This window comes from Saccharothrix variisporea (assembly GCF_003634995.1).
GTDB classification, from domain to species: domain Bacteria; phylum Actinomycetota; class Actinomycetes; order Mycobacteriales; family Pseudonocardiaceae; genus Actinosynnema; species Actinosynnema variisporeum.
Map to the genome: position 1 here is coordinate 9,183,935 of NZ_RBXR01000001.1, position 23,222 is coordinate 9,207,156.

Annotated in this window: 20 protein-coding genes; 10 read left to right on the forward strand and 10 right to left on the reverse strand. The window is 73.3% G+C overall.

Annotation, left to right across the window (positions count from 1 at the left end):
* Positions 1–26 precede the first annotated feature (26 nt).
* From DFJ66_RS41150 to DFJ66_RS41160, 3 genes are read right to left on the reverse strand one after another with little or no spacing between them, the layout of a single operon-like run.
* On the reverse strand, positions 27–1,418 hold the full coding sequence (locus tag DFJ66_RS41150) for a hypothetical protein (RefSeq protein ID WP_121230131.1): 1,392 nt from the start codon (positions 1,416–1,418) through the stop codon (positions 27–29).
* On the reverse strand, positions 1,419–1,970 hold the full coding sequence (locus tag DFJ66_RS41155) for a CBS domain-containing protein (protein WP_121230133.1): 552 nt from the start codon (positions 1,968–1,970) through the stop codon (positions 1,419–1,421). It lies immediately after the preceding gene.
* Positions 1,967–6,181 carry a CHAT domain-containing protein gene (locus DFJ66_RS41160; protein WP_121230135.1) on the reverse strand — a complete coding sequence of 1,405 codons (4,215 nt, stop codon included), beginning with the start codon at positions 6,179–6,181 and terminating at the stop codon, positions 1,967–1,969. The genes DFJ66_RS41155 and DFJ66_RS41160 overlap by 4 nt, the downstream gene beginning before the upstream one ends.
* 155 nt (positions 6,182–6,336) lie before the next feature.
* On the opposite strand from DFJ66_RS41160, the gene DFJ66_RS41165 reads away from it, so the two are divergent.
* The 4 genes from DFJ66_RS41165 (at position 6,337) to DFJ66_RS41180 (ending at position 11,697) form a co-directional block, all read left to right on the forward strand.
* Positions 6,337–7,026, forward strand: coding sequence for a Pr6Pr family membrane protein (locus DFJ66_RS41165; protein WP_246030131.1), 690 nt, complete (start codon positions 6,337–6,339; stop codon positions 7,024–7,026).
* Between the two features lie 194 nt (positions 7,027–7,220).
* A complete protein-coding gene (locus DFJ66_RS41170) occupies positions 7,221–8,507 on the forward strand; it encodes a ricin-type beta-trefoil lectin domain protein (protein ID WP_121230139.1) in 1,287 nt (428 codons plus the stop codon).
* Between the two features lie 249 nt (positions 8,508–8,756).
* Positions 8,757–11,135 carry a sialidase family protein gene (locus tag DFJ66_RS41175; protein WP_211351490.1) on the forward strand — a complete coding sequence of 793 codons (2,379 nt, stop codon included), beginning with the start codon at positions 8,757–8,759 and terminating at the stop codon, positions 11,133–11,135.
* A gap of 175 nt (positions 11,136–11,310) precedes the next feature.
* Positions 11,311–11,697, forward strand: a complete 387-nt coding sequence (locus DFJ66_RS41180; RefSeq protein ID WP_121230141.1) for a hypothetical protein — start codon at positions 11,311–11,313, stop codon at positions 11,695–11,697.
* 9 nt (positions 11,698–11,706) lie between these two features.
* Here the strand turns inward: DFJ66_RS41180 and DFJ66_RS41185 are convergent, their stop codons facing one another.
* The gene (locus tag DFJ66_RS41185; RefSeq protein ID WP_121230143.1) at positions 11,707–12,648 is read right to left on the reverse strand and encodes an aldo/keto reductase; all 942 of its coding nucleotides are present in this window, start codon (positions 12,646–12,648) and stop codon (positions 11,707–11,709) included.
* A gap of 46 nt (positions 12,649–12,694) precedes the next feature.
* On the opposite strand from DFJ66_RS41185, the gene pdxR reads away from it, so the two are divergent.
* The gene (gene pdxR, locus DFJ66_RS41190; protein ID WP_246030132.1) at positions 12,695–14,089 is read left to right on the forward strand and encodes a MocR-like pyridoxine biosynthesis transcription factor PdxR; all 1,395 of its coding nucleotides are present in this window, start codon (positions 12,695–12,697) and stop codon (positions 14,087–14,089) included.
* A gap of 13 nt (positions 14,090–14,102) precedes the next feature.
* Here pdxR and DFJ66_RS41195 read toward each other — a convergent pair whose 3' ends face one another.
* Complete coding sequence (locus DFJ66_RS41195; protein ID WP_121230145.1) at positions 14,103–14,552, reverse strand: STAS domain-containing protein; 450 nt, start codon at positions 14,550–14,552, stop codon at positions 14,103–14,105.
* Between the two features lie 181 nt (positions 14,553–14,733).
* On the reverse strand, positions 14,734–15,378 hold the full coding sequence (locus DFJ66_RS41200) for a class I SAM-dependent DNA methyltransferase (protein ID WP_121232478.1): 645 nt from the start codon (positions 15,376–15,378) through the stop codon (positions 14,734–14,736).
* A 162-nt stretch (positions 15,379–15,540) separates the two neighbouring features.
* On the opposite strand from DFJ66_RS41200, the gene DFJ66_RS41205 reads away from it, so the two are divergent.
* The 3 genes from DFJ66_RS41205 to DFJ66_RS41215 all read left to right on the forward strand — a co-directional run bounded on the left by DFJ66_RS41205 (position 15,541) and on the right by DFJ66_RS41215 (position 16,861).
* Positions 15,541–15,867, forward strand: a complete 327-nt coding sequence (locus tag DFJ66_RS41205) for a hypothetical protein (RefSeq protein WP_147459537.1) — start codon at positions 15,541–15,543, stop codon at positions 15,865–15,867.
* A 101-nt stretch (positions 15,868–15,968) separates the two neighbouring features.
* The gene (locus DFJ66_RS41210; protein WP_211351491.1) at positions 15,969–16,346 is read left to right on the forward strand and encodes a hypothetical protein; all 378 of its coding nucleotides are present in this window, start codon (positions 15,969–15,971) and stop codon (positions 16,344–16,346) included.
* 101 nt (positions 16,347–16,447) lie between these two features.
* On the forward strand, positions 16,448–16,861 hold the full coding sequence (locus tag DFJ66_RS41215; RefSeq protein ID WP_147459538.1) for a hypothetical protein: 414 nt from the start codon (positions 16,448–16,450) through the stop codon (positions 16,859–16,861).
* Here DFJ66_RS41215 and DFJ66_RS41220 read toward each other — a convergent pair.
* The 3 genes from DFJ66_RS41220 to DFJ66_RS41230 form a co-directional block, all read right to left on the reverse strand.
* The gene (locus tag DFJ66_RS41220; RefSeq protein WP_121230151.1) at positions 16,858–18,159 is read right to left on the reverse strand and encodes a tetratricopeptide repeat protein; all 1,302 of its coding nucleotides are present in this window, start codon (positions 18,157–18,159) and stop codon (positions 16,858–16,860) included. The genes DFJ66_RS41215 and DFJ66_RS41220 overlap by 4 nt on opposite strands.
* Positions 18,146–19,810: a hypothetical protein gene (locus DFJ66_RS41225; protein ID WP_121230153.1), complete on the reverse strand. Its 1,665-nt coding sequence runs from the start codon at positions 19,808–19,810 to the stop codon at positions 18,146–18,148. The genes DFJ66_RS41220 and DFJ66_RS41225 overlap by 14 nt, the downstream gene beginning before the upstream one ends.
* Before the next feature lie 94 nt (positions 19,811–19,904).
* A complete protein-coding gene (locus DFJ66_RS41230; RefSeq protein ID WP_121230155.1) occupies positions 19,905–20,291 on the reverse strand; it encodes a helix-turn-helix domain-containing protein in 387 nt (128 codons plus the stop codon).
* A gap of 144 nt (positions 20,292–20,435) precedes the next feature.
* Here DFJ66_RS41230 and DFJ66_RS41235 point away from each other — a divergent pair, with 144 nt between their 5' ends.
* Both DFJ66_RS41235 and DFJ66_RS41240 read left to right on the forward strand, forming a co-directional pair.
* The gene (locus DFJ66_RS41235) at positions 20,436–21,749 is read left to right on the forward strand and encodes a hemolysin family protein (protein ID WP_121230157.1); all 1,314 of its coding nucleotides are present in this window, start codon (positions 20,436–20,438) and stop codon (positions 21,747–21,749) included.
* Complete coding sequence (locus DFJ66_RS41240) at positions 21,746–22,789, forward strand: hemolysin family protein (RefSeq protein WP_121230159.1); 1,044 nt, start codon at positions 21,746–21,748, stop codon at positions 22,787–22,789. Before DFJ66_RS41235 ends, DFJ66_RS41240 begins: the two co-directional genes overlap by 4 nt.
* Before the next feature lie 27 nt (positions 22,790–22,816).
* Here the strand turns inward: DFJ66_RS41240 and DFJ66_RS41245 are convergent, their stop codons facing one another.
* Positions 22,817–23,209, reverse strand: coding sequence for a hypothetical protein (locus tag DFJ66_RS41245; protein WP_121230161.1), 393 nt, complete (start codon positions 23,207–23,209; stop codon positions 22,817–22,819).
* Between the last annotated feature and the right edge of the window lie 13 nt (positions 23,210–23,222).

Genomic DNA, 23,222 nt, shown 5'->3' on the forward strand with positions numbered 1-23,222 from the left:
GGTAACGCACAGCCACGCCCGGGTGATCAACGACGGGGCCGTCGCGGCAAGCGGGTGACGGGCCGGCGTCGTGGTGCGCCGCCGGTGTCGCCGCTGCCGGGGTGGCGGTAGTGCACGGTGTCCGGGTTCGCCGTGCCGCCCCGGTACAGGAACTGGCTCACCTCGGCCCACACCGCGCGCTCCGCCTTCAGGTCCTCGGGCAGCGGCAGGCGCAGTTCGTCCAGCAGTTTCCAGCGGTACAGGTCGAACGCCGTGCGCAGCCGTTCGGTGTACGCCAGCGCCGCGCGGGTCGCGTTGCGGTACAAGCCGTAGCCGACGACGAAAGCCGCGACCGTCCACAACAGACCGATCTCGACCCGCAGCACCGGCGTCCAGAAGCCCACCAGCACGTGCACGACCGCGTAGACACCGACCAACACCGTCACCGGCCACCACCGGGGGACCAGCCGCACCACCGCGAACCCGCAGACCAGCACCGCCGCGACGGTCAGCCACGCGGCGGGCGTGCCGGGGATGCGCGGCAGCCGGAACGCCAGCCACCACGACAGCGGAGTGCCGACCAGCGGCAGGAACGCGGCCATCGTCAGCAGCAGGTCCACCGAGACCTTGGCGTCCTTGACGGCGTCGTCGAACTCCTTGGGCAGCAACGGTTGCAGCCGCGTCCACAGCACGACCGCGTCCAGCCGGTAGCGCACCGACGGGTGCAGCTCGGCCGCCCGCACCACGTTGCCCATCCGGGTGGGCAGCACGTCCCGGGGCGGCTGCGGGTACCACAGGAACAGCTCCTGCTGGACCTCCGCCCGCTCCTCGCGCACCTGCTGCTCGGCCGCCGCCAGCCGCTCGTCCAGCGCGAACACCAGGTCGGTGAACCCGGGCACCGGCGTGGCGCGGGCCGCGCGGGCGAGGTCGGTCAGCAGTGCGGACGTGCCCTGGGGCCACTCGCCGCCGGCGCGCACCTCGTCCAGCCGGCGCAGGGCGTCGTCCACCGAGGTCAAGGTGGTCGGGCCGGAGATGTCGTGGTGCGGGAACGTCCGCCGCTCCAACGCCAACAGCTCCTCCCGCGCGCGCAAGGCGTCGTCGCGGTCGAGCAGACAGCGCCGGGCCGCGCGGTGCCGGCGGGCGAACGGTTCGGCGAGCCGGTCCGGCCAGTAGCCCTGGCACACGCGGTCCTGCCACTCGCGCAGGTTGCCCACCACGAACGTCAGGAACGCCGCGAGCACCAGGAAACCGGCGATCACCACGGCCTGCACGGTCACCGGGCGCCGGCCCCACGCGGCGACCGCGCCGTCGACGCCGGCGACCGTCGCCCACACCACCAGCACCGTGCCGCCGAGGAACACCAGCACCGGGAAGAACGTCGAGATCAGCACCCGCCGGTCGAAGTAGCCGGTGACCTCGCGCAGCACGGACGCGAACACCTACACCACCGGGTCCATCGGGCCGTGGAAGAAGTCGACCCGGCACAGCGGGGGACCGCCGTCCGGACCGGGCACCCGCGGCATCTGCGGCCGGGGCGGCGAGCACTTGGTGCAGATGAAGGTCAGCGACGGCAGGTCCGGGTTGCCCGCCCGCACGCCGGCGACGTCCACGGCGTCCAGCGGCAGGGCCGCCGCGATCGACGCGCGCGGCACGACGCCGACCGGGACGCCGTCGCGCTCCACCACCACGTGCCGCGCACCCGTGCGCGCCACCAGGTCCGCCAGCTCGACCAGCTCCTCCACGCCCAGCTCGTCCGGTTCACCACCCACCAGCACGACCGGCGGGAACCCCTCGGCGAACCCCGCCGGCGGTCCGGACAGCCCCGCCAGGTCCGCCGCGTCGAACACGGCCACCGGACGGCCCTCGGCGGTCACGACGACCACGTGGTCGGCTTCCGCGCGCGCCGACGCCGCGGACGCCTCGACCACGTCCACGTCGTCCCGCACCACGACGTGGCTCCCCGCCAACGCGGACAACAACACCGGCTTCACCGCCAATCGCCGACGAGCGCGAACGCCGCCCAATGGTAGGGATGCGCGAACGGCCGCGCCCCGTAGTCGACCTCCGCGCCGACCTCCGCCTTCAACGCCACCAGGTTCCCCGTCCGGGTGGCCCGCGCCTTCAGCCGCGCGCCCGCCTCGCCGCGCACGTCCGCCGCCAGCACCGCCCGGCAGCTCTCGCCCGCGGCGGCGAGGTCGCCCGCGACGGTCTGCGCGCCCGCCCGGTCCAGCAGCAGCGCGGCGGCGGCCTGCGGGTCGGTCTCCTCGGCCAGGCGCCGGTCGCAGTGCGCCACGACGTCCCGCGCGGTCGTCGCGGCCAGGGCGAGCTGGGCTTCGCGCAGGGCGTCGGCCAGGTCCGCGCCGGCCCGCACCCGCCGGTAGAACTCGCCCATCAGCAGCGCCGTGGACAGGTCGTCCACCGCCCACAGGCTCACCACCAGCGACGGCGCGCCGGCGTAGAGCACCGCGCGGGTCAGCCCGATCAGCTCGTCACCGGGCCGGGTCGCGTTCACCCCGCTCTCGCACGCGCTGAGCGTCACCAGGTTCGCGCTCAGCCGCAGCTGGAACAGGTCCTGCACGGTCAGCTCGCCGTCGGCGAGCAGCACGGCCGAGTCCACCGCGCGGTCGTCGTCGAACCGGCCGTGGCAGGCCAGGTGCACCAGGTCCGGACCCAGCGCCCCGCCCACCGCCTGGTCCAGCCGCGCCCGCGACGCGGCCTCGCCCAGCGCGGGTTCGGCGTCGAACAGCGACGCGACCAGCGCCGCCTCCTGCCGCGAGTGCACCAGGTCGCCGCGCGAGTCGCCGAACACCAGCGCCGTGCGCCACTGCCGGGTCGCCGCCCGCCGCCGGTAGCGCAGCAGGGACGCGCTCGGCGCGCGGCACACGGGATTGCGCTCGACCAGCGGCGCGTGCAGCGGCACGTAGTGCAGCGGACCGTGCGGCACCAGCAGCACCACGTCGCCGGGTTCGCTGTGGTCGAGCACCGGAGCCAGCAGGGCACCGAAGAACGCGTCGAAGTCGTCGACGTCCATCGTCCGCACCGCGCCGCCGAAGAAGCCCGCCACCTCCTCGGCCAGCGCCTCCGCGCCGATCTCCCACCCGTACACCTGCGGCTCGGGGTCGTCGGGCGTGAGCACGAACAGCAGGGTCTGGTCGGCGGCCACGAAGTACTCGGCCAGCACGCACCGGCGGTCCTCGGCGAGCAGCGCGTGGATCTCCGGGCCGGTCAAGGTCCGCCCCGCCACGGACTCGCGGCTGCGCACCCGTTCCAGCGCCAGCAGGCGGGCCAGCCGGTCCACGGCCGCCTGCTCGGCGTCCAGCTCGCGTGCCAGGTCGTCCAGCGGGGCGTTGCGGCCGGCGTTCAGCTCGCGGTAGCGCTGCTGGAGGTCCACCTCCTCCGCCGGGTGCGCCGACCGGGCCAGCGCGGCGAGCGCCGCGTGCCGGTCGCGGGCGCGGGACCAGTTGGCGCGCAACCGTTCCACCTGCTCGGTGGGCTCGACGTGGCCGAGGCTGAGCTGGTCGACGAAGGCGCGGGCCTTGGACCGCTCCACCAGTTCCAGCGCGGCCACCGGGTCGCCGGCGATCAGCGCGGTCACCACGGCGGCCTCGTAGGTGGCCAGCTGCCGCTCCTGCCACGCCATCCGGGTCGGCTCGTCGTGCAGCCTCCCGCGCAGCTCCTCGGCCGTGTCCAACGCCGTCACGTACGACTGGAGCGCGCCGCCGTTGTCGCCCGAGCCTTGCAGCACCTGCGCGCGGAGCAGGTGCCTGCCGTACACCAGCGGCAGCTGCGCGCCCGCGGGCAGCGGGTAGCGGTCGAGCAGGTCCAACGCCTTCGCGTACTCCGATTGCTGCACGTACGCGGTGGTGAGGTTGCCGACGAACACCGACGCCTCGTACGAGTCGGGCGGCACCTCCTCCAGCACGCGTTCGATCACGGCTGCCGCCGCGGGGTAGTCCTCGCGCCCGAGGTGCAGGGTCGCTTCGAGGTTCGCGAGCTTCCACCCGTCGTCCGGGTCCGCCAGCTCGGCCAGCCGGGGCAGCAGCGCGAGGGCCTCGTCGGCGCGGCCGGCGTCGCGCAGCAGCACCGCGCGGTGGTGCAGCTCGTCGAACTCGGCGTCGTCGGGGGACAGGTCGCCGACCGCGTCCAGCGCGCCCTCGACGTCCCCGATGCGTTGCAGCGCCTGGGACCGCAGCACGGCCACGACGTCGGTCAGCGACTTGTGGACGGCGGTGCTGAACTCCAGGTGGTCCCAGTCGACCAGCAGCGCGCGTCGGCCGCTGGCCTCCACCTCGGCGGCGGTCTCCTCGACCACCGGCCCCCACATCACCGGCAGCCGGCCCACCTCGACCATCGCGGCCTCGGCCGCCGCCAGGCGGTCCAAGGCCTCCTGCACCTCGTACAGGCGCAGGTAGTTGTCCGCCAACCGGATGTCGGTCATCGCGCCGAGGAGCGGCAGACCGGCGCGCGTGGCGGCCTCGCGGGCGGCCAGCAGCTCCGGCACGGCCTGCGCCCACTCCCGCGCCGGTCCCTCGTGCGTGGACGCCGCGAACCAGCGGGCGAACACGTCGGCCAGCTCGGGCAGCACCCGGCCGGGACCGTCGGGATCCTCGACCAGCACGTGGGCGACGACGAGCTGGTTGGCCAAGGACGGGATGGCGCAGGCGCGTTCCACGAGCCACCGCAACTGGGCGCGGGGCTGCGGCTCGTCGGGCGCGAGGCGCACCGCGTCCGCCAGGAGCCGGACGGCGCCCAGGATGCGGGTGTCGCTCAAGGAGGCGTTCCAGTCCTCCTCGGCGTCGCTGTGGGTGACCATCGCCATGCCCGCCCAGGCGCGCGCCTGCCAGTCGTCGGGCTGCTCCTCCAGCAGGTCGAGCAGGACTTCGGCGGCCCGCCCGGGTGCCCAGGCCTCCAGCAGCGCGTGCCCGAGCGCCTTGCGCACGCCGACGTGGCCGGGGTGGCGCCCGAGCAGCTCGGTCAACGCCTCGACGGCCGCCCTCGGGTCCTTCCCCTCCTCCTGGCCGGACAGCCCGTCCAGGGTCGCGGCGGCGTCGTCGACCCTGCCCAACTCCTCCTGCGCGGCGGCCAGCGCGAGCCTCGCCTGCGGCCGTTCCATGCGGTCGAGGTGGGCGGAGTAGTGCGACACCGCCGCCTGGTGGTCGCCCTCCTCGGCGGCGAGGTCGCCGAGGAAGGCGTGCGCGGCGGCCGAGGTCGGGCCGTCCCCGGTCTCGGCGATATAGCGGGCCTCGGCCCGCGCCGCCTCCGCGCGTCCCAGGTCGACCAGCACGTGCAGCCGCATGACGCGGGCCAGGTCGTGCAGGTCCTCGGGCGGCATGTCGCGCTCGTACTGGATCTGTGTCTGGTCGGGGTCCGGCGCGCGGCGCGGCAGCCCCTGCGCGCGGGCGATCACGGTGTCCAGGTCGGCCAGCGCGAGCTCGGGGTGGTCGGTGGCGGCGTGCAGTTGCGCGCGGTGGTAGCGGTACTGGAGGTTGTCGGGCTTGAGCTCGATCGCCTTCGACGCCGCCTCGACCGCCTCGGCGGGCCGGCCGGTGTTGTAGAGGGAGCCGGCGAGGGTGATGAACGCACCGGGCTGGTCGGGCACCAGTTCGACGAGCCGGTGCAGCGCGGGCACGGCTTCGGCGTGGTCGCCCAGCCGCACCCGGGCGTGCGCCAGGAAGAACCACCCGGCGCGCGAGTCCGGGTCCAGCGCGGTGAGCCCGGCGGCGAGGTCGCGGGCGTCGGCGAAGTTCTCGTGCCGGTAGTACAGGTCCTCGACGACACCGGTCACCACCGCGCCCACGACGTCCGGTCCCGGGCTGCCGATCGCCGCACCGCCGATCTCGACCGGCTCGGCGCGGGGCACGAGGGCGAGCGTGAGCTTGGCGTGCTCGGTGGCGGCCTCGGTGTTGCCCGCGTCCAGGTGCAGCATGGCCAGCTTGAGCGAGGCACCCAGCTCGACCACGGGCACACCCACCTGCCGGGCCAGCGCGCGCAGCTCCGCCCACGGCGCGATGCGCTCGGCGGGCGGGAGGTCGTCGGTGAGGTCGTCCACCTGGTCGGTGAGCACGACGGCGACCACGAAGGCCTCCGGGTCACCGGGTGCGAGCCGCCGGGCGGTGGTCAACAGCGACCGCCCGGTGCGCAGGGCGAGGTCACGATCACCGGACTCCAGCGCCCGCTCGAAGTCGGTCAAGCGGTCGAGCATGCGGACCTCCCGCGCCGGCCGTGTGCCCGCAAGGTCGTCCGGCGCGGGGACCGTGTTACCGATCAAGGCGGCGGTCGTCCGCTCGCCCTGCGGGGTCCGGCGGGTGTGGTTACGCTGTGGCGCGGTTTGTTGCGGAGCGTGGTGGAGGTGACGGTGTGGCCACTGCTACCGGGGTTCGGTCCGGTTCCCGTGCGGTGCTGGTCGCGCGGTGGTGGTGGGCTGCCATCGCGGTCGTCGTCGCGGGGGCCTTGCTGATCGACCTCTACCTGCTCTTCACCGGTGGCGCGGACGCCAACTCCGGGAAGACCCAGGAGTCCGTGGGCCTCGGCGTGCGGCTGTGGCGGCTGTTCAGCTTCTTCACCATCGAGAGCAACCTGTTCGTGCTCGTGCTCGCCGTGGCGGAGTCGCGGCGGCCGGGCGTGGAGGGGCGCGGGTGGCGCGTGGTGCGGCTCGACGCCTTGCTGGGGATCGTGATCACGGGCCTGGTCTTCGCGATCGTGCTGGCACCCCAGGTTCACCTGACCGGGGGCGCGCTGGTTGCCACGATCGGGTTCCACTACGTGTCGCCGTGGGCGACGCTGGCGGCCTGGCTGGTGCTGGGGCCCCGGCCGCGGATGGACTGGCGGACGGTGGCCACCGCGTTCGTGTGGCCGGTGCTGTGGCTGGTCTACATCTTCGCGCAGGGCCAGTTCACGCGGTGGTACCCGTACCCGTTCCTGGACGTCACGAAGATCGGGCTGGGCCCGGCGCTGCGCAACGCGGGTTTCGTGCTGCTGCTGGGCGTGGTGCTGGCACTGCTGTTCCGCCTCCTCGACCGGCGGCTGCCCGCGCTGCTCCGGCCGTAGGAACCGGTTCGCGACGGGCGTGCGGCGAGGTCGGCGCATTGCGTCGTCCTTTGCCGGTCGCGTACGGTCGCCGGTGGGTCGAACCGGTTCGACCCCGTCTGGGAGTCCTGGTCGGGTGAGGTCGTCTGCGTGGCTGGGAGCGCTCCCAGAGCGGTGCACCCTGCCCTGAACCGCGACAGACGGGAACCCGATCCATGAAACCAACGCACCTCGGCCGGTGGTGGACGCCGGTCGCCGCCGCCGCACTGCTCCTCGCCGGTGTCACCGTGGCCGCCGCCGACGCCGGCCCCGCGGACGCCGGCACGCTCGTCGCGTCCGCCGGCTGCGGCAAGACCCCGACGCTGACCAGTGGTACCCAGACGATCCAGAGCAGCGGCCAGAACCGCTCCTTCATCCTGCGGATCCCGGCCAACTACGACAACGCCCGCCAGTACCGGTTGGTCTTCGCCTTCCACTGGTACGGCGGCACCGCGGGCGACGTCGACTCGGGCGGGACCGACGGCTACAACTGGTCCTACTACGGCCTGCGGCGCCTGGCGGACAGCGCGGGCAACGGCACGATCTTCGTGGCCCCGCAGGGCAACGGCAACGGCTGGGCCAACCCCAACGGCCAGGACGTGACCTTCGTCGACGACATGATCCGGCGCGTCGAGAACGACCTGTGCGTCGACACGGCACAGCGCTTCGCACTGGGCTTCAGCTACGGCGGCGCCATGAGCTACGCGCTCGCCTGCGCCCGGGCCACGACCTTCCGCGCGGTCGCGGTGTACTCCGGCGCGGCGATCAGCGGGTGCAGCGGCGGCACGCAACCCGTCGCGTACATGGGGATCCACGGCATCAGCGACAACATCGGCGGTGGCCAGGCCCTTCGCGACACGTTCGTCCGGAACAACGGCTGCACCCCGCAGAACGCGCCCGAGCCCGCCGCGGGCAGCCGCACCCACATCACCACCACCTACTCGGGCTGCCGCGCCGGGTACCCGGTGGTGTGGGCGGCTTTCGACGGTGGGCACACCCCGGGTCCCATCGACGGCGGTGGTGAGGGCTGGCGGAGTTGGACCCCGACGGAGGTGTGGCGGTTCTTCACCGGCGAGACGGCCCCGACGCCGCAGACGTTCCGGCTGCGCGGCGAGTCGTCGGGCCGGTGCCTCGACGTCAACGGCGCGAGCTCGGCCAACGGCACCCAGATGATCGTCTGGGACTGCCACACCAACGCCAACCAGCAGTTCACCCAGAACGGCAAGGCCTTGCAGGTGCTGGGCAAGTGCCTGGAAGCGCCCGTCAACGCGAGCCCCGGCACGCGCACGCGCATCTGGGACTGCAACGGCGGCGCCAACCAGCAGTGGAACGTCAACGACAACGGCACCATCACCAGTGTCCAAACCGGACTGTGCCTGGACGCCAACGGCACCGCGAACAGCTCGGCCGTCACCGTGTCGACCTGCACCGGCGGCGCCAACCAGCGCTGGGCCAAGGCCTGACGACAGCAGGCCCGGACAGCCGCCACCGCCGCGCGGCTGTCCCCAGCCGTCGAACCGCTTCACCATCCCAAGGTCAACCGGTCTCCGCGGTTGCGCGCGACCGGCGAGGAGAAGTCGGGATTAAACAGCACGACCGTCGCGCGCACAACGCCTTGCGCGTCTCATTTGTCGCTCTTAGTGTCTGACGGCACGCAATCGAAGCGCTTCGATTGCGACCGCTGCGACCGCTTGCGACGAAGGGTGACCCCAGTGTCGAGTTCCCCCGACTCCCCGCCTCCCCACCCCACCGCACAGGGACCGGGCAGGCGCACCGTCCTGCGCTCGGCCGTCGCGGCCGCGGCGGTCGTCGCCGGGGGAGTTCCGCTCGCGTCGGCCGGCATCGCTTCGGCGGGTCCCGCCGGCGGGTACGCCTGGCGCAACGCGGAGATCGTCGGTGGCGGGTTCGTCACCGGGATCGTGTTCAGCCAGAGCGAGCCGGGCCTGGTCTACGCGCGCACCGACATCGGTGGCGCCTACCGCCTGGACAAGCGCACCCGGCGCTGGGTCCCCCTGCTCGACTGGGTCGACTGGGACCACTACGGCCACACCGGCGTGATCAGCATCGCCACGGACGAGGTCGACCCCGACCGGGTCTACGCGGCGGTGGGCACCTACACGATGCCGGAGTGGGACCCGAGCATGGGCGCGATCCTGCGTTCCACGGACCGCGGCCGGACTTGGCGGACGACCGAGCTGCCGTTCCGCCTGGGCGGGAACATGCCGGGCCGCGGCATCGGCGAGCGGCTGGTGGTCGACCCGCACCGCAACAACGTCCTCTACTTCGGCGCGCGCGGCGGCCACGGCCTGTGGCGCTCGGTGGACCACGGGAAGACCTGGGCGCGGGTCGAGGACTTCCCCAACGCCGGCAACTTCGTCCCGGACCCCAACGACACCGGCGGCTACAACGGCGACAACCTCGGCGTGCTCCAGGTCGTGTTCGACAAGCGCGGCGGCCGGCGCGGACGACCGACGCCGACCCTCTACGTCACCGTGGCGGACAAGGAGAACATCCTCTACCGCTCCACCGACGCCGGCCGGACCTGGCAGCGCGTGCCCGGCCAGCCCACCGGGTTCCTCCCGCACAAGGCCGTGTTCGACCACAAGGGCGGGTTCCTCTACCTGGCCACGAGCGACACCGCCGGCCCGTACGACGGCGGCAAGGGCGACGTGTGGAAGCTCGACACCGCGACCGACACGTGGACGCGCATCAGCCCGGTGCCCTCCACCAGCCCCGACTGCCGGTGGGGCTACTCGGGCCTGTCGATCGACCGGCGGAACCCGGGCACCCTCATGGTGGCCACCCAGATCTCGTGGCACCCCGACATCATCCTGTTCCGCTCCACCGACGGCGGCGCGAGCTGGACCCGCGCCTGGGACCTGGTGTCGGACACCGAGCGGACCTTCCGCTACACCATGGACATCTCGGCGTCCCCGTGGCTGACCTGGAACGCCACCGCCGCGCCACCCGTGACCGTGCCGAAGCTGGGTTGGATGACCGAGGCGCTGGAGATCGACCCGTTCCGCTCCGACCACTTCCTGTACGGCACGGGCGCGACGATCTACGGCTCCGACAACCTCACCGCGTGGGACACCGGCGGCACCGTCCGCATCGACGTCCGCGCCCGGGGCCTGGAGGAGACCGCGGTCCTGTCGCTGATCAGCCCGCCGGTCGGCGCGCACCTGTTCTCCGCGGTCGGGGACGTCGGCGGCTTCCGGCACACGGACTTCAGCCGGGCCACGAAGATGTACGACACCCCGACCTTCGGGACGACGGTCGCCCTGGACTTCGCCGAGAAGGCGCCCGGCACGATCGTCCGGGCCGGGCACCCCACCAGCGGGTGGACGCAGCACTTCGCGATCTCGGTCGACGGTGGCGACACGTGGACCCCTTCGGGCAGCGAACCGCCCGGCGTGACCGGTCCGGGCGCCGAGGACAGCGCCGTCGCAGTCGCGGCGGACGGCAGCCGGGTCGTGTGGGCGCCCGCGGGTGCGCCGGTCAGCTGGAGCGCCGACGCGGGCCGCACGTGGACCGCGTGCGAAGGCGTCCCGTCCGGTGCGCTGGTGCGCGCCGACCGCGTCAACCCCGCGGTCTTCTACGCCTGCCTCGCCGGCACGTTCTACCGCAGCACCGATGGCGGACGGCACTTCACGCCGACCGCGGCGACCGGCCTGCCGGCCGAGGGCAACGTCCGGTTCAAGCCGGTGCCCGGCCACGAAGGCGACATCTGGCTGGGCGGCGGGAAAACGGGCAAGGTCTACGGCCTGTGGCGCTCGACCGACGGCGGCACCTCCTTCACCCGCCTGCCGGGCGTCGAGGAGGGCGACAACGTGGGCTTCGGCAAGGCCGCACCCGGCAGCGCCTACCCGGCCGTCTACACCAGCTCCCGCATCGGCGGGGTACGCGGCCTCTTCCGCTCCGACAACGCCGGCCGCACGTGGACCCGGATCAACGACGACCAGCACCAGTTCGCGTGGACCGGCGGCACCATCACCGGCGATCCACGCATCCACGGCCGCGTCTACGTGGGCACGAACGGCCGTGGCGTCCTTTGCGGCGAGCCGGTCCGGTCGGTCGACGCCGAGGGGTAGGCGCCGCGGGGTCCGGTGCGCATCTGCGCGTTCTCACCTGCGCGTCGATGGCGGCGGTGGGCTGGGCGATCGGCCCGGCCCTCGGCTCGCCCACAGCTCCTCCAGGCGTCCGCGGCAGCCCGTACCCTGACCCGATGACATGCTCGGTCGACGACCTGAACCGGCCGGCGCTCGGGTGAGCGACCCGAAGCGGTTCGTCGACCGCGTCCGCGAGCTGGCCGGGGACTCTCCCGGCCGGCTCGCGGCGGAGTGGCGCGAGTTCGCCGAGATCGTCGAGGACGGCTACACCGTCGGCATCGACGAGTACGAGCACGACCTGCGGGTCCGCGACCGGGTGGAGCGCGTGCTGACCGACCCGGAGCTCGGCGGCATGGAAGAGTCGGCCTGGGTGCGGGCCGAAGTGGCCGAGACCGACACCCGGTTCCGCGCCCTGCTGACCGACGAGCCGGTCAACCGCACGCCCGGCCTGCCGTGGTGGCGGTCGAGGTACCCGAAGCGGGCCGGAGCGGACCTCGCGCGCGACGTCGAGGCGGTGTACGGGGTCCGGATCGAGGCGGACTGACGTCGGTCCTCACGCCGCCTCGTCCAGGCGTTGCCGCTGCTCGGCGGTCAGTTCCAGGGACACCCCGGCGATGGCGGCGTCCAGCTGCTCGACCGTGCTGACGCCCACGATCGCCGTGACGGCGAGGTCGCCGCCGGTCAGCCAGGCCAGCACGACCTGGTTGCGGTCGGCTCCCGTCTCGGCGGCCACTTCGTCCAGCACGGCCAGGCGGCGGGTCGTGCCGGCGTGGTCGTACTCGGCGGGCAGGGGCTTGTCCGCGCGCGTGTACCGGCCGCTCAGCAGCGGCGTGTACGCCCACAGCGCCATGTCCCTGTTGTGCTCCAGGTAGTGGACGACCTCGTCGGAGACCTCGCCGAACCGGTGCACGACCGTGGGCTGTGTGCCGGGCAGCGGACGCAGGTAGGTGTGGTGCTGCTGCACGGCCGTGAAACCGGTGTGCCCGCCCGCACGGGCGATCTGCCGTGCCCGCTCCACCTGCCACACGGGGTAGTTCGAGCCGCCGAGCCGACCCACCAGGCCTGCCGACACCAGCTTGTCGAACGCGGCGACCGTCTCCTCCAACGGCGTCACCGGGTCGGGCTTGTGCGCCCAGTACAGGTCGACGCGGTCGGTGCCGAGCCGCCGCAGGCTGCCCTCGATCCCGTTCGCGACCACGCTCGCCGACAGGCCCTCGGCCGTCTCCGGGAACCGCCCGGCCTCGGTCGGCTCGCAGCCCACCTTGGTGCTGATCCGCACCCGGTCCCGCACGCCCGGTCGGCGGGCCAGCCAGCGGCCGAGCACCTCCTCGCTCTGCCCGCCGAACCCGCTGGGGTGCTCCCAGAACGCGTAGCAGTTCGCGGTGTCGATCCACGCACCCCCGGCGTCCACGAAGCGGTCCAGCAACTCGAACGAGCGCCGCTCGTCGGTGGCCGTGCCGAACAGCATCGCGCCCAGGGCCAACTTGTCCGTCATGGCCACCACGCTAGGAGCATTCGGCCCGGCGGTACTGTCCAATCCCGTGACGGTTTCCCGGACCAATTTCGCGTGGGCGACGCTGGTGGACGTCGGCGGGCGCGGACGCCTGCACGACCGGCTGGCGCACGCGCTGCGCACCGCGATCCGGGACGGCAGGCTGGCGGAGGGCGACGCCGTGCCGCCGAGCCGGGCGCTGGCCGAGGAACTGGGCTGCTCGCGCTGGGTGGTGACCGAGGCGTACGGGCAGCTGGTCGCCGAGGGCTACCTGGCCGCGCGGGTCGGTTCGGCCACCCGGGTCTCGTGGTCGCCCGAGGCGTCCCCGGCCCGGCCGCGCGCACGGCGCAGCCCGGCCCGGCCCCGGATCCGGTACGACCTCGCGCCCGGACTGCCGGACCTGCGCGCGTTCCCGCGCAGGCGGTGGGCGGACGCGGTCCGGTCGGTCATCGGCTCCGCCGGCCACTACGACCTCGACCTCCCCGACCCCGCCGGGCACGCGGTGCTGCGGACGACCCTCGCGCACTACCTCCGGCGCTCGCGCGGCGCGGACGCCGACGACACGTCGGTGTCCGTCTGCGCCGGTGTGACCGACGGCCTGGTCCGCACGTGCCGTGCCCTGCACGGCCTGGGCATCACGGACGTCGCCGTGGAAGACCCCGGCTGGCGGCGGCTGCACGACGCCGTGACCAGCGCCGGGCTGCGCGTCCACCACGTCCCGGTCGACCACGACGGCCTCCGCGTGGACGACCTGGCCGCCACGCCGGCGCGGGCGGTCGTCGTCGGCGCGGCGCACCAGTTCCCGACCGGCACGGTCCTGTCCCCGGCGCGCCGGGCGGGCCTGGTGCGCTGGGCGCGGGAGGTGGACGGTTTCGTGGTCGAGGACGACTATGACGCCGAGTTCCGCTACGACCACCACCCGGTCGCGGTGGTTCAGGGCATGGACCCCGGCCGGGTCTTCCTGCTCGGCACGGTCAGCAAGACGCTCTCCCCGGCGCTCGGCCTGGGCTGGCTCGTCGCGCCACCGAGCACCGTCGCGGCGCTGCGGTCCGCGAACCCGGTGGCCGCCGCCCCGCCCGTGCTGGACCAGTTGGCGCTGGCCACGTTCATCGACCGCGGCTGGTACGACGCACACCTGCGCGCGTCCCGCCGCCGCTTCCGCACCCGCCGTGACCTGCTGCTGACCACCCTGTCCACCGCGCTGCCCCGGGCCCGCACGTCCGGCACGGCCGCCGGCCTGCACGTCCTGCTCCACCTACCGCCCGACACCGACACGCACGCCACGGTCCGCGCCGCGGCGTCGGCCGGCCTGCGCCTGGTGGACCTGGACGACTACCGCGTGCGACCCGCGCCGGACCGCGCCCTGGTCCTCGGGTACGGCAACATCGGCGACACCGAGATCCCCGCGGCGGTAGCGCTCCTGCGCGAGGCCTTGACCCGCTGATCGGCGGCCGCGCTCACGACGACCACCAGGAAAACCCGTGGCGCGCCCCACCGCGAACCGCCTCCACCGCCTCCTCGACGCTGGAACACAGCCCCAACAACCCGTCCACCTCGGTGACGTACATCGGGCGCACCACGGCGGCCCGGTCGGCGACGACGGCGAACGCCACCCCCGCCCGCTCGGCGTGCTCGCGCACCTCGACCAGGACCGCGATACCCAGCGACCCCAGGAAGGTCACGCCGGCCAGGTCGACCACCAGTCCCTCGGGGGCGTCGGCCAGGCAGGCGAGCAGATCGCGGCGCACCTGGTCGCAGGTGGCGGTGTCGATCTCGCCACGCACCGCGGCGAACACCACGCGGCGTCGGCGAGCGACGGTGATCGATGCCCCTTGCCGCTTCTCCTCCACAGCGCTCCGGCGGTCAGTTCCGCGTGCTCTCGCCGTCAGGGGGTGCCGGGAGTTCATTCCTGATCAGGTCCACTTGGTCGCGCAACCGCGACACGGCCACACGGACGGCGGTGCGCACCTCACCGGGATCGGGTGCCGCCGGCCGCTCTGGTGGGACCGACCCTGGCTGCTCAAGGTCATGGTTCACCCCGCTCCGGTACCCGCGGTCGGCAGGGGGCAAACACCGGTCGGGTGGACCTCACGAGGGGCGGCGGGCGAAGAGGAACGCCTGCGGGACGGGTTCGTCCGGATCGCACAGCCACTGGGCGTCGATCTCGAACCCGGCGTCACGCAGCCAGGACGCCACCTTGTCCGGCTGCCGGCGGTGCACGTGGACCGCCATCGGGTGACCCCCGTACCCCTCGGTCTTGAGGCGCGAGACGTCCCCGACGTGGAACCCGAGCTGCAACGGTCCGCCGGGGCGCAGCACCCGGTGGAAGTGCGCGAAGACCGTGGGCACCTCGTCGTCGGGGATGTGGATCAACGACCACCACGCGAGCAGCCCGGCCACCGACCCGTCACCCAGGCGCAGGTCCGTCATCGAACCCACCTCGAACCGCAACCCGGGGTTCTCGCGCCGAGCCACCTCGACCATCCCCGGGGAGAGATCGATGCCGAAGGCGTCCACCCCGAGCCCGTTCAGGTGCGCGGTGACGTGTCCTGGACCACAGCCGACATCCGCCACCGGCCCGCCGCCGGCTGCCCGTACGCGGTCGGCGAACACGGTCAGGGCGGCGCGGAGGTAGGGCTCGCCCGTGATGGCGTCGCGCACGAAGTCGGAGTAGCTGGCCGCGACCGTGTCGTAGGAGGTTCGGGTGTCGGTCAACCAGTCGTCCGTGGGCACGACCGACACGGTAATCCATGATCACACCAGCCGCGTCGAACCGGAGAAGGTGGCGGTCCACCCCTGCTCGGTGTGACTCGACGGTCCGGGGTCACGTCGGCAAGACATCCGCATTCGGTGAATTCCGGTGCACGGCAGGGTGTCCCGGGTAGCGTGTCGGTCGTGGAACCGGTGCTGGCTGAGGGGGACGACTGCGCCCTCTCCGCCACGGCGGTGTGTTGGCTCGCTGATGAACCGCAACCCGGCCTGGTCCTCGTGGAACTGACCGACGTGCGAGGACGGCCGTACCAACTGGTTGCCAAGTCGGCCTACTTCGACGACGGCACGGAGCTGACCCCGACCGCGACCTACCCGCGCCCGACGCTGGTCCCGTGCACGATCGACCACGTCCACCACGACACCGCCACGGTCACGACCCGGTGGATCGGCGACCGCCACGGCGAACCCTTCGTGTTCGACGTCCCCCTCGCCGCCCTCACCTCGAGGTGAACAACCCGCCGCTGGCCGCCGCCGAATTCGTCCTCGCACTGGCGGCCGGGACGACGATCAACGACGATCGGCTTCGGCCCGCTGGCGGGCGGTGGTACGTGGTGGGTCGGTGGCGAAAGGGGAAGGTGTTCGTGGGCTGGGTGGGTGGCGTGTGGCGGTTGCAGCGCGGTGACGAGCTGCTCGGTGAGGTCCTCGTCGAGGACGGCGATTTCCCGTGGTTGTCCGGCCGGTTCCGGCCGCAGCCGGCGTTCGCCGAGGTGAAGCCGCTGTTCGACGAGGAGCTCGCGCTGACCGAAGCGCTGGCCGACTCGGACTCCGCTGAGGACGTCGAGGCGTGGGAGCGGGTGTACGAGCGCATCGCCGGGGCGCTCACCCTGGTGGCGCCGCACGGGCCGGTGCCGGAGTTCCTGCTGCACGTCCAAGGCGACGAGGCCTGGTTCCGCTGGAGCGACGAGCCGTTCACCGACGACCGGGGATGACCCGCGGCCGACCGGGGACGTCGGGACGTCCCTCCCGCACGGGGACCTTCGCGTAGGAGTACTCATGTCGGGGCGGTGTTCGGAGCGCGATCATCGTCGGTGTGGGGAGACATCGGCGGGTTCTGGTGGCGTCGCTGGTCGGCGCGGTGGTCGGGGTGGGTTCGCTGCTGAGCACCAGCCTGGTCGCGGTGGTGCCGTGTGACGGGGAGGGCTACGGCTGTCTCGGCTTGGTCGTGCTCGTGTTCTACGCCTATCCGGTGGTGGGGTGGTTGCTCGGCTGGCTGCTGCTGAACCGGCTCGGCGGCGTGCGCCCGTGGCTGACCGCTCCGCTCGGGATGGTGCTGACGGTCGCCGGGGTGCTCGTGGGGGCGCGGGCGCAACCGGTGGCGATCGTGGTGGTGGCTGCCGCCGGCTTCCTGGTCGCGGCGTTCGTGGTGGACGCCGTGGACCGGTGGTTGGACGGGCCGGACGAAGGCTGGCCGGACAAGCCGCACGGTGACGTCGCCGAGCACTAGGAGCGGCGGTGGGCTCTGCACGGGCAGGTCAGGCGACGCGGAGGTGTCTGGCGTTTCGACAGCGCCTGCCGCAGGAACGCCCACGCGTACTCCACCGCGCCCCGCACCGCGCGGGAACCGTTGCCACGGCGTAGGAAAGGCAGCCACGCGCCGATCGCCGCCAGCACGCTGCGGACGGTCGCCCCATAAGCGCGCCGGCGGAACAGCAGGTTCGCCCGGTGCAGTTCGAACAGCACGGCACCCCGGCGGTAGCCGCCGGCGCGGGAACCGCGCACCGCGTTGTCCAGCAGGGCAAGGGCTTCGTCGTACCGGCCCCGCCGGACCTCCAAGCGGGACGTGGCCGCGTCGAGGATCGCGTGGGCGGCGGTGTTGTGGCGTAGACGGGCGAACGTTCGGCGGGCCTCGGTGAAGTGGTGTTCGCTTTCCTCCCAAGCCCCGCCCAGCAGCAGGATTTCGCCGATCGCGATGTGCTGGAAGCCGCTCTTGCGCTCGTACTCGGCGTGCGTCGCGTACCGGTGCTCGAGCGCGCGGACCAGGCTGGCCAGGGCCTCCTCCTCCCGCCCCAGCATGTGCAGCACGCGACCGCTGTAGTGGTACGCCCTGGCCTGAGCCCGCAGGGTTCGGTGGCTGTCCCGAGGCACGTCGGCCGCGAGCGCCGCCTGGTAGTGGCTCAACGCGGTGCGCAGTGCACCCTGGGTGTAGTGCAGGTTCCCCAGGCACGCGTGCACCTCGGGCAACCGGTGCGCGCACGTCGGGTCGGTCGTGCACACCGCCAGGCAGCGCTCCAGCAACCGCGCCGCCGACGGGTACTCGGTCAGGTCGATCGCGAACTGAGCGGTCGCCAGGTCGACCTCCACGCGGTCCAGCGGGGTGCGGCACGCCGCCACGGCCAGTGCCAGCTCCCGCCGGCGGGCGTCGTCGCCGTCCGCGACCCGGGCGTAGTACGACGCCTTCGCCAGGTGCACCGGCCACTGCGCGAGCCCGGCCGCCGCGAACACCGGGGCCGCCGCCTGCACCACGTCCGGGAAGTCCGCCACCCCCGGCCGGTCGCCCTGCTCGATCGCGCTGACCGCCAGGTCCGCGAACCGGTCCAGGAACCGCGACAGCACCTCGCCCTCGACCCGGATCCGGTACCGGCTGACGTTCTCCAGGTCCTTGACCATCGCGCGCAGGACGTCCTCCGGCGAGTCGTCGTCGGCACCGCGCGAGGACCGCTCGAACGACCGGCGCACGACGTCGTCCCACCGGGCGCGGTTCGCGCCGCCGTAGCCGCGGAAGGTCCGCTCAGACGAGGTCATCGGCGCGCGGTCGGGTGTACTCGTAGAGCAGGCTGTGGATCGAGTACCGGGAGTTGAGCCGGGACGCCTGCACCAGGCCCAGGTCGAACGCGGCCTGCAACGTGGTGTCGAACGCGTCCGGCCCCAGCCCGGCCAGTTCCCCCAGCTCCTCGCGGCTGATCTCGTCGCCGCGCCGCTTGACGCAGAACGCGGCGATCAACGCCTGCGCGTTGTCCGGGCCCGCGACCAGTTCCAGCTCCGCGAGCGACCGGTCGAACAGGTAGTCCTTCACCTGCCGGCCCAGGCGCCCGCGGGTGTGCGTGGCCGCGTCGGTCAGCTCCTCGGCGACCCGGCCCAGCGGCAGCCCCGTCGACAGGTAGCGGCCGACGACCAGCTTGAGCAGGTACGGGTTGCCCTCGGTGATCTCCACGACGGGGGACAGCAGCTCCCTCGGCGCCGTCGCCAGCTGCTCGTCGTCGCGCCCGATGTGCCGCACGAGCGCCACGGCGTCCTCTTCGGACAGTCCGCGGACCATGTGCTGCTGCACCAGCCCGAACGGCCCCTCGACCCGGCTGCGGCTGGTCACGACGAGCTTGTGGGGCCGGGCCAGGCCGACACCGTCGAGCCGCTCGACCAGGACGGTGGCCTGCCGCGGTGTCTCCACGTTGTCCACGACCGTGACCACCCGGCCGTCCTCCGCCGCGAGGCCGTCGCGGAAACCCCCGCCCCACCGGCGCGGGTCGGGGCCGAGCACGACGCCGAGCTGGTCGGCGAGGTCGACCACGGCCTCCATCCACCAGCTCCCCGCGTCGGGTGAGGCGTCGGCCTCCGGCCCGTCGCCGCGCACGGTCGTCCACAGCACCCGGTCCACCAGCCCGTCGCGGTGCGCCCGGTCGACGGCCTCGAACGTGACGGTCGTCTTGCCGATGCCGCCCGAGCCGCGCACCGCGAGGATCCACGACCCCGTCGGGTTGGCCAGCGCCTCGCGCACCCGCGCGGTGACCGCGTCGACGCCGAAGAGCCCGTCGCGCTCGTGGTTGACCGCCGCGCGGTCGCGCCAGCCGCCGTCCGGGGCGCTGACCAGCGGGTGGCCGGGCACGTGGAGCCACCCCACCACCCGGCTCTCCTTCACCCGCGCCTCGATGCGGTGGTAGGTCTCGGGGTCGATGTCCGGGTGCCCCTGGCTCACCACGTCCTCGTGGAACCGCTCGGAGACGAGCACGGCGACCGGCGCGGTGCGCGGGGCGGCGGCCAGGGCGGCGCGCAGCGGCGTGGCGTCGAGCAGGCGGGCCAGCAGGACCATCGGGCGGCCGGTGTAGCCGAAGTCGTCCAGCACCACGTCGGCGTCGTGCACGGCGACCCGCACGCGCATCTGTTCCGGGGCCGGCGCACGCTCGTTGTGCGCGCGCAGGGCGTCGGCCAGCGCGCCCAGGACGGGGTGCAGCAACAGCCGCTTCGGGTACCGCGCGGGCACCGCCACGACCAGCCCGTCACCGCGGTCGTGGTCGTGGCACGAGCCCCAGTCGATGCCCGCCCCGGCGAACGCCCCGGCCAGGCACTCCCGCAGCGCCCGCCGCATCGCGACCGACGCCGCGTTGTGCCGGCGGGGGTCGGCGGACCGCTCGATGTCCACCGCGAACAACGCGCGGTGCTCGGGTTCGAGCACGACCATGCCACCAACCTAGGGCCGGCCCCGGACCGCGAGCACCGGTCCTCACCCCGGACGCGGCGATTTCACCCGGTAGCCGTACGGCCCTCGCGGTGGCTCAGGGCACGGGGAGGTCGAGGGCCACGGTGACCAGCGAGTGGATGCGGGTCGCGATGGCCGCGAGCAGGCCGTGCAGTTCCGGTGAGGCGGTTTCGGCGGCCGCCTGGAGGGTGCGGAGGTCTTCGTCGATCCGGCCCAGGACCTCGCTGATGTCGGTCTGGCCGGCGGTCAGCGCGGTGGAGATCTCCTCCAGGGGAACACCCTGGACTTCCAGGCGTTGGACGAGGTGGATGCGGTCGACATCGGCCGGGTGGTACAGCCGGTAGTTGCCGGCGGTGCGCTTGGCGGGGGTGAGCAGGCCCAGGGTCGTGTAGTAGTCCACCGTGCGCGGGCTGACCTGCGCGCGGGCGGCGAGTTCACCGATCTTGAGCAGGACGTCGGTCACACTGGCCCTTTCACTCGATCACCCTCAGTGAACCGTACAGTGCCACGTGATAGTATGAGGTGTGCCTGATGGAACCGATGCAGACGGTTGCAGTAGTCGGCCGGGTCCGGCCCGGCTGAACTTCCCTCCCACGGCGGGTGAGCCGTGTTGATCCTCTCCGGCGTGCTGGCGATCGTGGTCCTCACCGCCGCCACCGGGTACTTCGTGGCCCAGGAATTCGCCTACATGGCCGTGGACCGCGGTCGGTTGCGGCAGCTGGCCGAGTCCGGCGACAAGGGCGCCGAGCGGGCCTACCGCGTGACCCAGCGCCTGTCGTTCATGCTCTCCGGCGCGCAGTTCGGCATCACGGTGACCGCGCTGCTGGCCGGTTACGTGGCGGAGCCGTTGCTGGGCACCGGGTTGGCGGACGTGCTGGGCGTGACCGGGCTGCCCGCGGCGGTCGCGGTGTCGCTGTCGATGGCGGCGGCGCTGGTGTTCGCCACCGTCGTGCAGATGGTGCTGGGGGAGTTGTTCCCCAAGAACCTGGCCATCGCGAAGCCGGAAACCCTGGCCAAGGCGCTCAGCTCCTCGACGTTGGCCTACCTCAAGGTCGCCGGGCCGCTGATCCGCCTGTTCGACACCGCCGCCAACAAGCTGCTGCGGTCGGTCGGCATCGAGCCGGTGGAGGAGCTGCCGCAGGGCGCGACCTCCGAGGACCTCAAGCAGATCATCGGCGACGCCAACGAGCAGGGGCACCTGGACCCGGAGCTGTCGCGGCTGCTGGAGCACGGGCTGGGGTTCCGCGAACTGGTCGCCGAGCAGGCGATGACACCGCGGGTCTCGGTGCACACGATCCAGGCCGGGGAGCCGGTGGGGCGCGTGGTCGAGTTGCTGGACACCGGGCACTCGCGCTTCCCCGTGGTCGGTGTCGACCTGGACGACCTGCGCGGTGTGGTCGGGTTGGCCGAGCTGTTGACCGTGGCGCCCGAGCGGCGCGCGGACACCCCGGTCGGCGACATCGCCTCGCCCGCGCTGGTGGTGCCGACGACGTTGCCGCTGCCCGCGGTGCTGGAGCGGCTGCGCAGCGAGCACCGGCAGCTGGCGTGCGTGGTGGACGAGTTCGGCGGGTTCGCCGGCGTGGTGTCGCTGGAAGACCTCGCCGAGGAGCTGGTGGGGGAGATCCACGACGAGGACGACCTGGTGCGGGACGCGGTCGAGCCGCTCGGCGAGCGCGTGTGGCGGGTGCCGGGGCGGACGCGGGTGGACGAGGTCGCCGACGCGACCGGCGTCGAGCTGCCCGCGCACGACAGCTACGACACGGTGTCCGGGCTCGTGCTGCACCGGCTGGGCCGCACCGCGACGACCGGTGACGAGCTGGAGCTGGACGGCGTGTCGATCCGGGTCGTGGAGGTCGCCCGCAACGTGCCCGCGGCGGTCGTGCTGAGTGCCCCGGCGCGGGACCGGGAGGGGGTCCGATGAGCACGACCTGGTCCCTCCTGGTGTCGGTGGTGCTGTTGGTGGCCAACGCCTTCTTCGTCGCCGCCGAGTTCGCGCTGGTCGCGGCCAAGCGGCACCGCCTGGAGGCGGCGGCGCAGGACAGTCGCGCCGCGCGGGCGGCGGTGGCCGGCGTCCGCGAGCTGTCGCTGATGCTCGCGGGCGCGCAGCTGGGCATCACGTTGTGCACCTTGGGTTTGGGCGCGTTGGCCAAGCCCGCCGTGGCCGACCTGTTCGACCCGGTGCTGCGGGCGGTCGGTCTGCCGGACGGCGTGGCCTACGGCATCGCGTTCGCGCTCAGCCTGGTGCTCGTGGTGTTCCTGCACATGGTCGTCGGCGAGATGGCGCCGAAGTCGTGGGCCATCGCGCACCCCGAACGCTCGGCGGTGCTGCTGGCGCTGCCGTTCCGCGGCTTCGCGCACAGCGTCCGCTGGGTCCTCAGTGGACTCAACCGCACGACGAACGGGTTGCTGCGCCTGCTGAAGGTGCAGCCGCAGGACGAGCTGGCGCAGGCGCACCGGCCCGAGGACCTGCGGATGCTGGTCCGCCAGTCCGCCGAGCACGGCCTGATCCCCGAGGGCCAGCAGAAGCTGCTGACCCGGATGCTGCAGGTGCAGCAGACCACGGTGGCGCAGGTGATGGTGCCGATCGAGCGGACGGTCAGCGTCACCGAGCACACCGGCGCGGCGGCCATCGAACGGCGCAGCCGGGAGTCCGGGCGGTCCCGTTTCCCCGTGATGGACATGCGCGGCCGGTACGTCGGTCTGGTGCACATCCGGGACGCCGTGCGCGCCATCGCGGCCGGCGAGCCGAAGAAGGCCCGCGACCTGATGACCACGCCGTTGACCCTGCCGGTGTCCCTCCCGGTGGCCCGGGCGGTCACCGAGATGCGCGCCGGCCGCGCCCAGCTCGCCCTGGTCACCGACCACGAGCAGGTCGTGGGCATCGCGGCGCTGGAAGACCTGCTCGAGGAGCTGATCGGCGACTTCGAGGACGAGACCGACCCGGTGGTGCGCACCTCCTGAGGGGTCGCGCACCCGCCGGGCGGGTGGTCAGGGCTCGTAGCGGAACGGGGCCTGGCCGTTGCGGACGCAGACCGACTTGCCCACCCCCTCCGAGGTCTGGAACAGGGAGACCTCGGCCTGGTAGCGGGTCATCTTCGTGAAGTCCACGCCCTGGGTCGGGGTGGCGCGCAGGTAGTCCGCCACGTGCAGGCGGGCCACCCCCTCGGCGTCGGTGTCGGCCGAGCCCGCCAGGGCGCCGCTGTCGGGCGGCCAGCCGACGCGGAACTCCAGCACCAGGCCCGCGACCGGCTTGCCGCCGTCCGTGGCGCGGGCCTGGAGGTCGAGGGCGGTCGCGGGTGCGCCGCCGCCCCGGATGACCACTGGTTCCACGGTCACCGTCGTGTCGCACGTGTCGCTGCCGCCGCCGGTGCAGGCCGTCACGGCCGTCCCCAGC